This is a genomic window from Peribacillus simplex NBRC 15720 = DSM 1321, assembly GCF_002243645.1.
In the GTDB taxonomy this organism is placed as follows: Bacteria; Bacillota; Bacilli; order Bacillales; family DSM-1321; genus Peribacillus; species Peribacillus simplex.
The window spans coordinates 1,796,891-1,810,746 of the sequence record NZ_CP017704.1 but is presented as its reverse complement, the minus strand read 5'-3'; the positions used below and the strand labels follow the sequence as shown (position 1 = coordinate 1,810,746).

The following is a 13,856-nucleotide window of genomic DNA, read 5'->3' as shown; positions in this document are numbered from 1 at the left end:
CATCAATGTATTTATTGTGGATCTGGTTTTTTAAAATTAAATGATTTCTTGATATAACCCACACCAGCTAAAGTATCGATAGATTCTTGTTGTGCTTTGATGGCATCTTCGGTAAAGAAGATATTCGGTTCTTCAGTCGTTATTATTTTCTTGACCGTACCCACAGGCAATTTTGTTTCTTTGGAATAAATTTCAGATGCTTCTTCTGGATTTTCAATTTGCCAGTCGGCAGCTTTTTTATAAACCTTTAAATAAGCCTCGACAATTTCAGGATGTTCTTTTGCAAAGCCCTTACGCGCAATGATTGCACCAGGAGCTAATATTTTTCCTTTTACTTTAAGTGCGACAGCATTCCCTTTTTCAATATTATTAAGGTAATAAGGGTTCCATATTGCCCAGGCGTCCAATTGTTTGGTTTCAAAAGCGGCTTGAGCATCATCAGGTTGTAAATTGATGAGTTTAATATCATCAGTCGTTAAACCATGGGCTTTCAACGCATTGATTAAATACACATAACCCGTTGTCCCCGAAGCAACACCGACCGTTTTTCCCTTTAAGTCTTCAATTTGCTTTATGTTATCTTCTGCTTGAGCCAGGATCCGGACAGATGACTCACCTCGACCTGTTTGTGCAATCACTTCGAATGGCAGATTCTTATCAATGCCGGCAATCAGTGCACCATCCCCTAAAAAAGACAGGTCAACCCGATTGGAAGCAAGGGATTCCAAAAGCGGGGGACCACTCGGGAATTCACTCCACTCGATTTGGGCACCCAGTTTAGAAAACTCTTCGTTGAACAATCCCTTTTCCTTTGCAATGACCAATGGCCCCATCTTGCCATTTAAGGCAATATGAACTTTCAGTGGATCGCTTTTCCCTGAAGCTTTGCCGGCATCGGAATTACAGCCTGCCAATACAGCGATGCTAATGATGGCAAGTAGTACTGTGGTTAACTTGTTCCGATATTCCTTCATGAATTCCCTGCTTTTTTAATACACTTACCACATCTGGATAGTCAGATTAATGACAAAAAAGAGATTCAACGAAGAGTATGCCGGGTTACTCTTCATTGAATCTCTGGTAGTCCAGTTGATTCACATGACTTATTTAATTGGCTCCTGTGTGAAGCGGATTTGTGTATGAATGCATCTTAACAGCTGTTAGAATTATTTGTCAATTATTTTTTTACTATTAATCCGATAAAATAAATTGGTATTAGATGTTGATTATAAATAATCGATAAGTTAATATAAAATGAGATATTGAATCGACTAGTTAAATAGAGATTCAGCAAAGGGACAATATGTGCCTTATTGCTGGATCTCTATTTTTTTTAATTGAGAAAGGGTGGTGGTTGCGACATTAGAGATTAATCATGTAAGCAAAACATTTAAGAATGAGAATGAAAGTGTCCATGTTTTGGATAATTTAAATCTGACCGTCACCATCATTGGTCCGAGCGGCTGCGGGAAAAGCACATTATTAAAGTTGATCGCAGGACTTGATTCAGACTTTGACGGCGCGATCATAGCAGGGGAACATCCGGTTAGCGCACCTTCTAAAGACCGTGGGTTTATTTTTCAGGAGCACCGCTTATTTCCATGGCTAAACGTGGAGAAGAATATTGCAGGTAACCTTCCATTAAAGAAACCGGACATTCGAAAAGGCGTATCCACGTCAATTATCCGGTGGAATGTCGCAGCGTGTTGCCATTGCCAGGGCATTATTGCGTAATCCTGAAGTTTTATTGCTGGATGAGCCATTCGGTGCATTGGATGCATTCACGCGAACCCATCTTCAAGAGGCTTTACTAGAAATATGGGAGAGGAATAAGACAACGATGGTGCTTGTCACCCATGATATTGATGAATCTATCTTTTTATCGAGGAAAGTGGTCGTCATGGATGCAAAGCCTGGGCGGATTAAAGCTATCGTTCCAATTGATTTACCATATCCAAGAACTCGAACAAGCAAAGCGTTTCAGGAATTCAGGTCCGTCATATTAACCCAACTTGATCATAATCCAGTAGAATTACCCCATTATTCATTATGTGGTTCCGATTTGGTGAACTATCTAAAGTGCTGCTTATTGCTTTAGGTGCTTTTTTTCCTTTATATTTACAAACTTTTTTGGGCCTTCGGAATGTGGATAAAAAACTATACGATGTTGCTCTAATCTTGGAGTTTAGCCGTCGGGAACAAATAACGAAACTCATGATTCCGGCAGCTTTACCAAACATATTACTTGGTATCCGTTTAGCCTTAAGTGCGGCTTGGATGTGCCTGGTCGTCGCTGAATTGCTGGGTGCTGATAGAGGGGTGGGCTTCATGATCCAGGATGCCCGTTCATTCATGCAAACGGACGTCGTATTCGTAGGCATCATCATTTTTGCCCTCGCTGGTAAAATCTCAGACTCGTTTGTCCGCTTTTTAGAAAATCATTTGCTGAAATGGCAAGATAGTTTTAAAGCCTAATTGAAAAAGGATGACCGCCCGGTGATGGGTGGTCATCCTTTTGCTTATTTGGAATGTATGTTTAATCTATTTCTTTATATAAGGGCAAATAAATGGTGAAAGATGTTCCTTTGTTCACTTCGCTCTGTACCACGATTTTCCCTTTGAATTTTTGAACGATGGAATAACAAACGGTCAGGCCGATACCGGTTCCTCTATCTTTAAGTGAATAAAATGGGGTACCTAGTATTTCAAGCTGTTCTTTTGAGAGGCCTATTCCTGTATCCGTTATTCGTATTTTTGCCATGGTGCGTTCCTGCTCTGTTTCCACCTTGATGAATCCGGGTTTGTTCATTGACTCAATTCCATTTTTCATGATATTGACCAGTATCTGTTTAAGCTCGATGGGATTCATGTTAATGAACAGGTCGTCACGGAAATCCAGGAGAAAGCCTATGTTGCGATTATTGGCGAAACTGGTTAATAGATCGGAAATCTTTTGGATTTCATAATTTAAAGGAATGACCTGTACATTATCCGTTTGCGGTTTTGCCAAAGACAAATAGTCATTGATAATCACTTGTGTATATTCAAGTTCTGTAAGCATGGTCTGTACATAAAATTTTTCCGTTTCATTCAGTTCCTTCTCTTGATCTAATAACTGGGCAAATCCTTTCACGACTGTAATCGGATTACGTATCTCGTGTGCAATGGTGGCAGCGAGCTGTCCCACTGAGTTCAATTGCTTGGCCTGCTGTATTTCCTTATGAAATGCATTAGTGGATTCCACCCTATTATTGGTTCCTATGAATACGAATACCAATATGATTTGTATAGCGATGAAATTAAGCGTGTTGCCGAAACTATCCAAAGCGACATATTCATAAGTGTATTGAAGATCCGTTTTTGAAATGATCAAGATGGAAGCGGGACCTAATATGATATTTAAAGTGGCGACAATATAAAACCCGATTTTATCAAAGAGAAAAATGGGAATCAAGGGCGCTATAGCAAATAAAGCCAGCATGATGGCGGTATCCGGGAATATCCAGAATTTGCTATACAAATAAACAGTAATTAAGAAAATGAATAGGGTTTTATAAAAATTGACTTCTGTTTTTAAGAAAAATAACAGAGAAATTATCATCCCCGATATTAAAATGACCTGCAATATCATCTCGTAGGGATTATCTTTCCAACTTATAGGTGATACAGAAATCCCAACTAATAGTAAAAAGGATATCATTGCCATGAATGCTTTCAGTATAAATCGGTGTTTGTTTTGATAATATTGATAATTTTTTAACATAATTCCCCTTAATATTAATATTCTGTTTGTTTGTTTAATAGTAATATGATACTAGTTTTTTGTAAATCAGAAAAAAATAGATTTTGTCACCCCTCTATCTATATTTTAGAAAGGGCTTTTCTCCAGGCAAGGTTCGGGTGAAAATTAGTACCGGAAGGGGTGCAGTATAGGAAACCACTTGTCCAGGTCCACTTGGTAAGTCAACATTAGCACATCTGATCTAATATCTGGAATTTATCGGCTCTAAGTTTGATTTATTATGGATAGGAAGACTATTGAGTGAAGGAGTGATAAAGAATGAGACTAGCGAAAGTTTTGGGATATTTAGTTATGTTCATTTGGGTGACTGTTTTTTTCTACTATTTTAATATGTTCATGCCAAGAAACGTACTATATTTTCTTATTGGTTTACCAGTATCCATGTTTAGCACATTTTTCATTTATGATTTTTTTAGAAAAAGAGGCTTTTAGTGGGTTTCTAATTCAAAGAATTAAGCTGTCATTCACCTGTTTGGTCAGGTACAACAAACTAAATGAGTGCGCTGCGGGTATTGTATTTGATAGGTTATTCTACCCATTTTGACTAATATATTATTTCTTTACATTATATTCGCTGTAGATTCACATTCCCCTTTTAAAATAATGGTAATAATAGGAGGGAGAGAGGGAAATGAAAACGAATATAAAGAAATTCGGTTTATGTATGATGAGTGCGGCCTTTATATTGCAGGCTACATCCATGGGGGCTTCAGCAGCAAAAGGAAATCATTCCAATTCATCTATTTATGAGAAGAAAATCGTGAATATCGCACATCGGGGAGCTTCTGGTTATGCACCTGAACATACCATTCCCGCTTATCAATTGGGAGAACAAATGAAAGGCGACTACATAGAAATCGATCTTCAAATGACCAAGGATGGAAGATTGATAGCAATGCATGATGAAAAGGTAGATCGTACAACGAATGGTACTGGTCTGGTGAAGGATTTAACGCTGGCAGAAATCAAGAAACTGGATGCTGGTACATGGTTCAATGAAAAATATCCGCAATTGGCAAAAGAGGTCTATGAAGGGTTAACGGTTCCCACTCTTGAAGAAGTCTTTAAGAAGTTCGGCAAGCAGGCCAATTACTATATCGAAACAAAGTCCCCTAATGTGTATCCAGGAATGGAAGAAGAACTCCTGCAGGTTCTGGAAGAATATAAAATGGTGGATTCCAAAGGCCGTACCAAGAATGTATTAATACAATCGTTCAGTAAAGAAAGCCTTATGAAGGTTCATGACATGAATCCAAAGTTACCGCTTGTGCAACTTTTTTCTTATAAGAACCAAGCAACCATTTCCGATGAAGAATTGGATTCCATTAAGGAATATGCAATTGGCGTTGGCCCGAACTTCAGTAAGGTAGACGGACAATATGTGAAGATGGTTCGCAACCATGACCTTCAATTCCATCCATATACGGTAAATGATAGAGCCGATATGAAAAAGGCTCTTGAATGGGGTGCAACGGGGCTGTTTACGAATTATCCGGATGTATTCAATGAGGTACTAAGAGAGTACAAGCATAATAATAATAATGGCAATAAATAAAGTACTAAATAAATGGTTTCATAGGTGAGTCCCGGTTTTCCGGGGCTTTTTTTGTAATGAAGGACATCTAATTCCTGGGGAAATTAGGTGTTCATAGGCTTAGTAGTCTTTTGGACGGGTATATTAAATCAACGATCGAGGCGATTGAGCAAAAGTTGAAACTTCAGGGTGGAACGTTAAGTGCGATCGAGATTGCACTTAATGCCGTACGTAAATTCGGCACGATTCAACTGACTGGCGTATACGGATCCAAATATAATATGTTCCCATTAGGTAATTTATTTGAGAGGAACATTAACCTGAAAATGGGGCAAGCACCGGTCATTCACTACATGCCCAAGCTTTTTGATAAAATCACGGCAGGAGAGTTCGACCCCACGGAAATCATATCCCATAAAGTCCCTCTTGAAAAAGCGAGTGAAGCTTCACAAATGGATCGAAGTTAATGCTGTATTATGAATCCGTATAAAAGAGGTGTGAAATATGAATGATAAATTAAGCCCGTGAACTGAAGAAATCAGGATTACAATGATTTTTTTGACTATAATCGTGGCTTTCGTTTCAAGGGAATCCGGGAATGTGACGATTGACCCTTCAGATGATGAAGGAGCGTATGATTTGAAAAAGAAGAGTTTATTTAAAAATAAGATGCAGTGCCAAGTGATCTTGAATAAGGGTTTTTGGTAATGAAATGTAGTATTTATATTATATAATGATAGTGACAAAAGGAGGATGTACAGATGGTATATAATTCGGCAGCAGAACTTTGTGAAGGGTTTGGGTATCCGCCCGTTCACGTTAAATTGACGATAGAGATCATCGATAAGAGATTGGGACCTGTAAAGGCAGAAGCGGAGATTGCCATCAAGCCTGTTAAGTCAAAGGAATATCTAGAAGTATTGGTGGAAGAATTGGAATCGGAGCATATCTTTGCTAATGAAAATGGCAGTATCTATGGCAGCTTCGGCATCGATCAAAGCATCCAGATATATGATGAAGTCCTGACTACCATTCCGTTCAAAGAGTTAATAGGAAATGAAAATTGGAAAGAGACAGTTGAGGAAACCATCACGGTGGATAAGCTAAAGGAACAACTGGGGAAATCCCTCAATGATTATCAATTCAGTGATTTGAGCGGGAAATATAAATTCAGGAAAAGATGTACAATAACAGAACTTCAATTCATAGATTAAACCATGACTGGAGAAGGCGAAATGCTTTCTCTTTTTTCGATGCTATCATAATCAAAGCCTAGCAGTGACACAAACCGTGAAATTTTTTTAACATACACAATGTCAAAGAGAGCTCAGTAAGGTTTTTCTGGTTTCAACTTGCATTTATTATATAGTTTTACATAGGGTAATATATTGATAAGGGCTTTTACAAAAAAGAAACGAATATTTTAAAAGATAAAAAGGAGAATATATGAAAATTGGTTTGGTACGGCATTTTAAGGTGGCACATGAATTTCCTACTGGGAGATCTTTGACGGCGGATGATATGAAGCAATGGTTTGAGGACTATGATGCAGCGGATATTATTTTTGGAACGACTTTATTTGGCGTAGAGGAATGGCAGGAATGTTATTGCAGTGATATGTCGAGGGCTGTCAAGACAGCGGAACATATCTATCCAGGTACGGTTCATCGGATGGAGGAGCTGCGGGAAATACCTTCTCCCCCTCTTAAAGGAAGGGTGAAACTGCCGTTCATCCTTTGGGCCATCTGGATTCGCAGCTGCTCGGTGTTCAACAAGCAGACAAGGGCGGAAATTAAGATTGCAGAGCGAAGGATCAATAAAGTATTGGATGAAGTCTTTGCAAAGGGGGAAAGGGATGTTCTGATCGTGAGTCATGCGGCCCTCATGGTATATATAAGGAAGGAGCTGATCCGACGGGGGTTCACCGGTCCGAAATTCAAGATTGCCAGTAATGGAAAGCCGTATGTATTTGAAAGATGCTGAGGGGAGAATATAGGCTTTCCCACCAGAAAGAGTGAGTCATTTTGCTGACTTTAAGAAAGAGTAAGGCATTTTCCGAATAGTTATTCTTTTTTTATTGGTTGTGGTTTATTATTGTAATAGTGTAATTTTTACGAATTCAATAATAGGGAAAGAGGGGTGGACATTTTGCTTAAAGCAGTTTTTTTTGATTTAGATGATACATTACTATGGGATCAGAAAAGTGTAAAAGAGGCTTTTGTGGCCACATGCGAAGTGGCCAAGGAGAAATATGATCTGAATGTCGACGAGTTTGAAGAAGCGGTGCGAAAGGAAGCGCGTGAGCTTTATTCTTCTTACGATACATATGCATTCACTCAAATGATCGGAATCAACCCATTTGAGGGACTATGGGGGAATTTTCAGGATGATCATGATGAATTCCGGAAGATGGCTGGGATTGCACCGGCTTATCGGAAAGAAGCGTGGACGAGAGGTTTAATGGCATTAGGGATCGATGACCCGGAATTTGGGCTTGAACTGGCAGAACGTTTTCCGGCCGAGAGACGCAAAAAGCCATTTATCTATGAAGAATCATTCCGTGTTCTGGATGAATTAAAAGGGAAGTACAAATTGCTATTGCTTACGAACGGATCTCCTGAACTGCAAAATACCAAACTTGAAATTACGCCTGAACTGGTTCCCTATTTCGACCAAATCGTGATTTCAGGTGCATTTGGACGAGGTAAGCCAGATGCCTCCATTTTTGAGCATGCTTTGGAAATCATGGAGCTTGATAAGGATGAAGTATTGATGGTCGGCGATAATTTAATGACTGATATCCTTGGGGCATCACGGGTAGGCATAAAGTCGGTCTGGATAAATCGCCATGATAAGCAACGGAATGAAGTGCTTCCAACCTATGAAATCAAGCATTTAGAGGAGCTTTTCCCTATCCTTGAGAGCCTGGGGAACTAATTGGCGGTACTCCTCCAAATAACAAATTTTGGAGAGTTGTAAAGGCAATATTAGGTCTTTCAAAGTATTTACAGAATGAAAAGGGTGATATATAGTTACCCTGTAATTAATTAAATAATTCAGACTAGGGGTGTCCAATAAAAGTTGGGCTGAGAGAGAAGCGCTTAAGCTTCTTAACCCTCAGGACCTGATCTGGTTCATACCAGCGTGGGGAAGTTAGAATCTACTAAACAATGACATTTCAATTGGTCATTTTTGTAGTCATACTAACGTTAGCCGGGTCTTAAATATGAGATCCGGCTTTTTCGTGCGAAATGGATTGGATTTTGTCCTTTTTAAATGAACTTAAAAAGGAGAAATGAAATCATGATGAGTAATTCAGTAAATGACATGAACGTTTCAATTATGTCCAGTTTTGCCGGGAGTAAAAAAGTGTATGTTGAGGGATCTAGACCTGATATTAAAGTACCTATGCGTGAAATTAAGCTAAGTCCCACTACAGGGGCATTCGGTGAAGAGGATAATCCTCCTTTACGAGTATATGACACAAGCGGTTTTTATACGGATTCAGAATATCCCATTGATATTCATAAAGGTCTTGCCCCGATTAGACGCAGTTGGGTTCTGGAACGGGAAGATGTTGAAGAGTATGAAGGCCGTGAAATAAAGCCCGAAGATAATGGGTATAAAAAAGTGGAATCACAATCCAATGCCGAAGTTTTTCCGGGATTGAAAAGAAAACCATTGCGTGCAGTGAAAGGACAAAACGTAACCCAGCTCCATTATGCCCGTAAAGGTATCATTACTCCAGAAATGGAGTTCATTTCGATCAGGGAAAATGTGGCACCTGAGTTTGTAAGAGAAGAGGTGGCTAGCGGGCGTGCGATCATTCCGGCAAATATTAACCATCCTGAAAGTGAGCCTATGATCATCGGACGTAATTTTCACGTGAAAATAAATGCGAATATTGGAAATTCCGCTGTTAGTTCATCGATCGAAGCTGAAGTGGAGAAAATGACTTGGGCTACACGATGGGGTGCAGACAATATAATGGATCTTTCCACCGGAAAGAATATTCACACGACCCGGGAATGGATTATCAGGAATTCACCTGTTCCGGTTGGGACGGTTCCGATATATCAAGCATTGGAAAAAGTGAATGGAGTAGCGGAAGATTTAAATTGGGAAGTTTTCCGGGATACATTAATCGAGCAGGCTGAGCAAGGTGTCGATTACTTCACAATACACGCTGGTGTGCTTTTGCGATACATCCCCATGACAGCAAAGCGAGTTACTGGAATTGTTTCCCGAGGGGGCTCCATCATGGCACAATGGTGCTTGGCCCACCACCAAGAAAGTTTTCTCTATACTCACTTTGAAGAGATTTGTGAAATCATGAAGGCGTATGATGTCTCTTTCTCATTAGGTGACGGCCTCCGTCCGGGATCCATTGCAGATGCAAACGATGAGGCACAATTTGCTGAATTGGAAACACTTGGGGAACTGACGAAGATTGCTTGGAAGCATGATGTTCAAGTCATGGTGGAGGGACCCGGTCACGTACCGATGCATTTGATTAAAGAAAATATGGATAAGCAGCTGGAAGTCTGTCAAGAAGCACCATTCTATACCCTGGGACCATTGACAACGGATATAGCTCCTGGATACGATCATATCACTTCTGCGATTGGTGCTGCCATGATTGGATGGTTTGGAACTGCCATGCTTTGTTATGTGACACCGAAAGAGCATTTGGGACTTCCGAATAAAGAGGATGTTCGAGTAGGGGTCATTACTTATAAAATTGCGGCCCACGCAGCTGACCTTGCTAAAGGCCATCCGCATGCAAGAAAACGGGATGATGCGCTTTCTAAGGCTAGATTCGAATTTCGTTGGAGAGATCAATTCAATCTTTCCCTCGATCCTGAAAGGGCGGTCGAATATCACGATGAAACACTTCCGGCTGAAGGTGCCAAAACAGCCCATTTCTGTTCAATGTGCGGACCAAAATTCTGCAGTATGAGAATCTCTCAGGACATCCGTGATTTGGCGAAGGAAAAGGGTCTGGGTTTTGAGTCGGTGATCGATGAAGGGCTTAAAGAAAAAGCGAATGAATTTAGGAAAACGGACGGGGAAATCTATCAATGATTCCGACGAGAGGGAGAATTCGATGAATCGGGTAATCCAGATAAAAGTTGAAATGAAACAGTTGGAAACTCAATTGGAACAGCTGAAAAGAGAGCTGGACATTTTTCGGGAGAATTGTAATCATGAATTTGTAAAAAATGATTATAGTCAACAATGTACAAAGTGCTACTTAATCGAAAGTCTGCAATGGTAGTGATTCCTTAATCGTCCTTTCATTATCTGAATTAACCCCTTAATCATATTGGAGTCAATCACAAAGTTAACATGATTAAGGGGATATTCTTTAGCTCTTCAATTAAAGAAAAGTTGGAAAATATAGATGCCGCTTGATACTTTACCTTTTATTTCTTGTAGCAATTCTTGATAACATTCATCACAGAGCATTTCATTTCTATCCATGTCAGTAACTTGAAACGTTACGATATGGATTTTTTTTCTTCCGTGTCATCAATACAAATAGAAGCATTTATGTGTGTCATTAGAAATCCTCCCATACATATAAAAGTGTTTATAGTTTAAAGCGCCACGGCTTTTTTATACAGAAAACATGATGTAGGCAGCTTAATCGGTCATCTTGGAAGAGTTTAGATTGAATAATCCTGTTGGGTTTTAACATACTAAACTTGTTCGCATGATTGATAAAACGAGGAGGGAATACAATGCAAAATCAATATCAACAAGGTCAAGTACACCAGAACATGCAAACGGGTGCTATTCCTCCACAAATGAATCACGGTGGTCACGAAGTATTCGATGTACATGAAGTGTTATCGGGAACGATTGGTACATTAAACACTTATATGCTTTTGCGTCAGCATGTACAGGATCAGGAATTGCTGGATATTTTGGATCGCCAATATCAGTTCATCCAAGATGAATATAATATTACATTGGAGTGCTTTCAAACGGGCCAGGATCCTTCTAAACCGACCCAGAGCTACAAAATGAATCAAGGTAACGATTTTATATATGGATTGACTCCAACACAGCCAAAGAAACCTTTGCAATCCGTCTCGGAAATTACGGATGAATGCATTTCAGGCATGATGCTTGGAGCTGTTAAGTCTGCAGCATCCTTGAAAGCGATGTCAGCGCTTGAAATAACGAATCCTGTGGTTCGCCGCGTATTTGCAGATTCCGTGCCGAACTGCATTGAGATGGCATATGAGATTTCGTTATATCAAAACAAGCATCATTACTACCAAGTTCCACAGCTTGCACAGCAGGATATGCAACAAATGATGAATTCGTATGCACCCGCACAAAGAAATAACAACATAAGTCATTAAAAGCACACATTAAATGACAAGGCCTTTTTTGGCCATGAATGCTAAATGGATTTCTTTGTCAATAACATAAAAAAAGGGGTAGGACTAAAACTGTCCTATCCCTTTTTTATTACTGTTTCATCTGATTTATTTCCTGGATGCATTCCTGGACGAGGGTTACAGCCTGACTCATGGTTGCTCCTCCGCCAAATGCTGCTGTCACACCAATTGCTTCAAGAATTTCTTGTTCGGAGCATCCTTGATCAAGACATCCTTTTGTATGATAGATAATACAGTATTCATCTTGAGAATATAAGCTTATTCCTAGTGCGATAAGCTGTTTTTCTTTCCTGGATAATTGACCTTCTTTAAAGCACTCTTCCGTAAAAGAATTGAATTTCTCAGCAAGATCTGGCATTTTATGCGTAAAGGCACCGATTCCAGCTTTATAATCACGAAGAGCATTTTCAGTAGAATTGTTAGCTTCAAATTCCATTTTCCATTCAGCTCCATCCTGAATTTTTTTCATCAAAAATTAGTATGAGCTAAATGTTGGACGAATAAACAGAAACACAGGAGTTTATCAAAGCAATCATAGAACCGTTCCTGCTACAAGGCAAGGGTGCCTTTAGGATGGGTGGCTTTGAACCATTGATAGCAAAGGATGCAGATAAGTGTCACGTCAATGGCATCACCGGCATAGTACATTAACATTCCGCCATTTTCCGCCTGTTCCTTGGTGACCCCGCTTGGCGGGTGAGCAAAAATATATTTAGAAAGGATATCATGGCCGGCCAGTGAAATTGTAAATACGATAGATCGAAACATGAAGCTGAACCTGTGGGGAGTCGGGTCCATATAAATCATCGAGGCAGTGAATAGATAGCCCACTATGAACACGTGAAAATGCACCAATGCATGTAGAAGGGCGTCCTGATGCATCACCCCAAATAAACCGGTTGTATAGAGTAACCAAAGCCCTCCAATATTAAGCACGGAGGCAGTGATAGGATTGCTTAAAATGCGTAGCGGCCGACTTTTCAACACCTGTGAAAGGCGTCTTGCTGATGGCACATCAAGTGTTCGCAGTGCAAGAGTAATAGGTGCAGCAAGCACGAGTAAGATGGGTGCAATCATTCCAAGCAGTAAATGACCAACCATATGCGCCGTGAAGTCCATATGCGCGCGATTGGCTATGGGGCCTGAAATTGCAGAGGCTGCACAGATGGTGCCAAGAATCCAAAAGAAAGTACGGTATAAGGGCCATTTTTTATAGCGGCGGCTCGAAATTACGACAGCTGCGATATAAATCACTATAACAAGCGTGAATAAAATCAATAAAATTGGTTCAAAACCAGAACCATTATCATGAATATGTCCATTACTGTTCATTGCGGGCGTCTTCTTTCGTTTTAAGTAAGCTGCGTCTTGTTTGAATGACGAGGGTAATGCCAATCAAGATCATGATTGTGGCTGCAATGTTCCAAATCAAGTCGTATGGAAGAATGGCGACATTGTAACGGATTTGATGGAGACGCATGAGTTTGTGCTGAATTATCCCGTCATATAATTGAAATGAACCTGCCCCGAGCAAAACTCCTCCTATCCACCTTTTCAGCCATAATCCCTTTCGACGACGAAGATCAGCGAACATGAACAAAGACCCGACCGTTGCGAACCAGCTTAGTGCATGAAATAATCCATCCGAGACAAGCCCGATATTGGATGTGGACTTGTCATAGAAATGGTGCCAATGTAATAGTTGATGAAAGATGGCCTCATCGATGAATGCCACCAATCCGATCCCAAATAGAAAACCGGACCATAGATTACGAGCGGAATAAGTATAACGTAATTCTGAAATAGATTGATCTTTTTGATTTCGGGGCTTAAAATCCATTTTCCATCCTCCTTTTAGGTTTCTTTTATATGGTTTATTTTCCTATATATGGTTCTTTTTACTTTACCCTGTATTGTAAAGTTATAGACAGGTAAATGGACCTTTTAATCTTATTTATCGAGCCATTCATAGTCCCAAGATAACTCTTGGCTTATAAGTTCAGTGATCATTGTTAACGGTATGTAAATTTTTTCTAATTATTGTGGATTCGAGTTTCAAGCATGGACAGGCGGGTAATTAAAAACCGTTAGATCATAAAAATAACCT

12 protein-coding genes, 3 pseudogenes and 1 riboswitch are annotated in these 13,856 nt (G+C 39.8%); of the genes and pseudogenes, 10 read left to right on the top strand and 5 right to left on the bottom strand.

What is annotated here, in order from left to right; genetic code table 11:
- Window positions 1–11: 11 nt before the first annotated feature.
- A complete protein-coding gene (locus tag BS1321_RS08525) occupies window positions 12–974 on the bottom strand; it encodes an ABC transporter substrate-binding protein (protein ID WP_063235360.1) in 963 nt (320 codons plus the stop codon).
- Between the two features lie 373 nt (window positions 975–1,347).
- Between BS1321_RS08525 and BS1321_RS28740 the strand changes: the two are divergent.
- Both BS1321_RS28740 and BS1321_RS08515 read left to right on the top strand, forming a co-directional pair.
- Window positions 1,348–2,098: pseudogene (locus BS1321_RS28740) on the top strand (ABC transporter ATP-binding protein).
- Window positions 2,032–2,475 (top strand): annotated as a pseudogene (locus tag BS1321_RS08515) (ABC transporter permease); the annotation flags it as partial. The pseudogenes BS1321_RS28740 and BS1321_RS08515, both read left to right, overlap by 67 nt.
- Window positions 2,476–2,536: 61 nt before the next feature.
- Here BS1321_RS08515 and BS1321_RS08510 read toward each other — a convergent pair.
- Window positions 2,537–3,763 (bottom strand): MFS domain-containing histidine kinase, encoded by a 1,227-nt coding sequence (locus tag BS1321_RS08510; RefSeq protein WP_063235361.1) that lies wholly within the window; start codon window positions 3,761–3,763, stop codon window positions 2,537–2,539.
- Between the two features lie 670 nt (window positions 3,764–4,433).
- Here BS1321_RS08510 and BS1321_RS08505 point away from each other — a divergent pair.
- The 8 genes and pseudogenes from BS1321_RS08505 (at window position 4,434) to BS1321_RS08475 (ending at window position 11,710) form a co-directional block, all read left to right on the top strand.
- Complete coding sequence (locus BS1321_RS08505; RefSeq protein ID WP_063235362.1) at window positions 4,434–5,357, top strand: glycerophosphodiester phosphodiesterase; 924 nt, start codon at window positions 4,434–4,436, stop codon at window positions 5,355–5,357.
- 125 nt (window positions 5,358–5,482) lie between these two features.
- Window positions 5,483–5,803, top strand: a pseudogene (locus BS1321_RS08500) (glutathione-dependent formaldehyde dehydrogenase); the annotation flags it as partial.
- Window positions 5,804–6,097: 294 nt separating this feature from the next.
- A complete protein-coding gene (locus BS1321_RS08495) occupies window positions 6,098–6,550 on the top strand; it encodes a hypothetical protein (protein WP_063235364.1) in 453 nt (150 codons plus the stop codon).
- 232 nt (window positions 6,551–6,782) lie between these two features.
- On the top strand, window positions 6,783–7,319 hold the full coding sequence (locus BS1321_RS08490; RefSeq protein WP_063235365.1) for a histidine phosphatase family protein: 537 nt from the start codon (window positions 6,783–6,785) through the stop codon (window positions 7,317–7,319).
- A 165-nt stretch (window positions 7,320–7,484) separates the two neighbouring features.
- Entirely contained in the window at window positions 7,485–8,273 is a 789-nt protein-coding gene (locus BS1321_RS08485; protein ID WP_063235366.1) for an HAD family hydrolase, read from the top strand.
- A gap of 116 nt (window positions 8,274–8,389) precedes the next feature.
- A riboswitch (TPP riboswitch) is annotated at window positions 8,390–8,504 on the top strand.
- A 135-nt stretch (window positions 8,505–8,639) separates the two neighbouring features.
- Window positions 8,640–10,421, top strand: coding sequence for a phosphomethylpyrimidine synthase ThiC (gene thiC, locus BS1321_RS08480; protein WP_063235367.1), 1,782 nt, complete (start codon window positions 8,640–8,642; stop codon window positions 10,419–10,421).
- A gap of 22 nt (window positions 10,422–10,443) precedes the next feature.
- Window positions 10,444–10,614: a hypothetical protein gene (locus BS1321_RS27445; protein ID WP_155726515.1), complete on the top strand. Its 171-nt coding sequence runs from the start codon at window positions 10,444–10,446 to the stop codon at window positions 10,612–10,614.
- Window positions 10,615–11,080: 466 nt separating this feature from the next.
- Window positions 11,081–11,710 carry a spore coat protein gene (locus BS1321_RS08475; protein WP_063235368.1) on the top strand — a complete coding sequence of 210 codons (630 nt, stop codon included), beginning with the start codon at window positions 11,081–11,083 and terminating at the stop codon, window positions 11,708–11,710.
- 109 nt (window positions 11,711–11,819) lie between these two features.
- On the opposite strand, the gene BS1321_RS08470 is transcribed toward BS1321_RS08475, so the two are convergent.
- From BS1321_RS08470 to BS1321_RS08460, 3 genes are all read right to left on the bottom strand, one after another.
- Entirely contained in the window at window positions 11,820–12,185 is a 366-nt protein-coding gene (locus tag BS1321_RS08470; RefSeq protein WP_063235369.1) for a carboxymuconolactone decarboxylase family protein, read from the bottom strand.
- A 113-nt stretch (window positions 12,186–12,298) separates the two neighbouring features.
- Window positions 12,299–13,081, bottom strand: a complete 783-nt coding sequence (locus BS1321_RS08465) for a cytochrome c oxidase assembly protein (RefSeq protein WP_063235370.1) — start codon at window positions 13,079–13,081, stop codon at window positions 12,299–12,301.
- Complete coding sequence (locus tag BS1321_RS08460) at window positions 13,071–13,589, bottom strand: DUF2243 domain-containing protein (RefSeq protein ID WP_063235371.1); 519 nt, start codon at window positions 13,587–13,589, stop codon at window positions 13,071–13,073. The genes BS1321_RS08465 and BS1321_RS08460 overlap by 11 nt, the downstream gene beginning before the upstream one ends.
- Window positions 13,590–13,856: the final 267 nt, after the last annotated feature.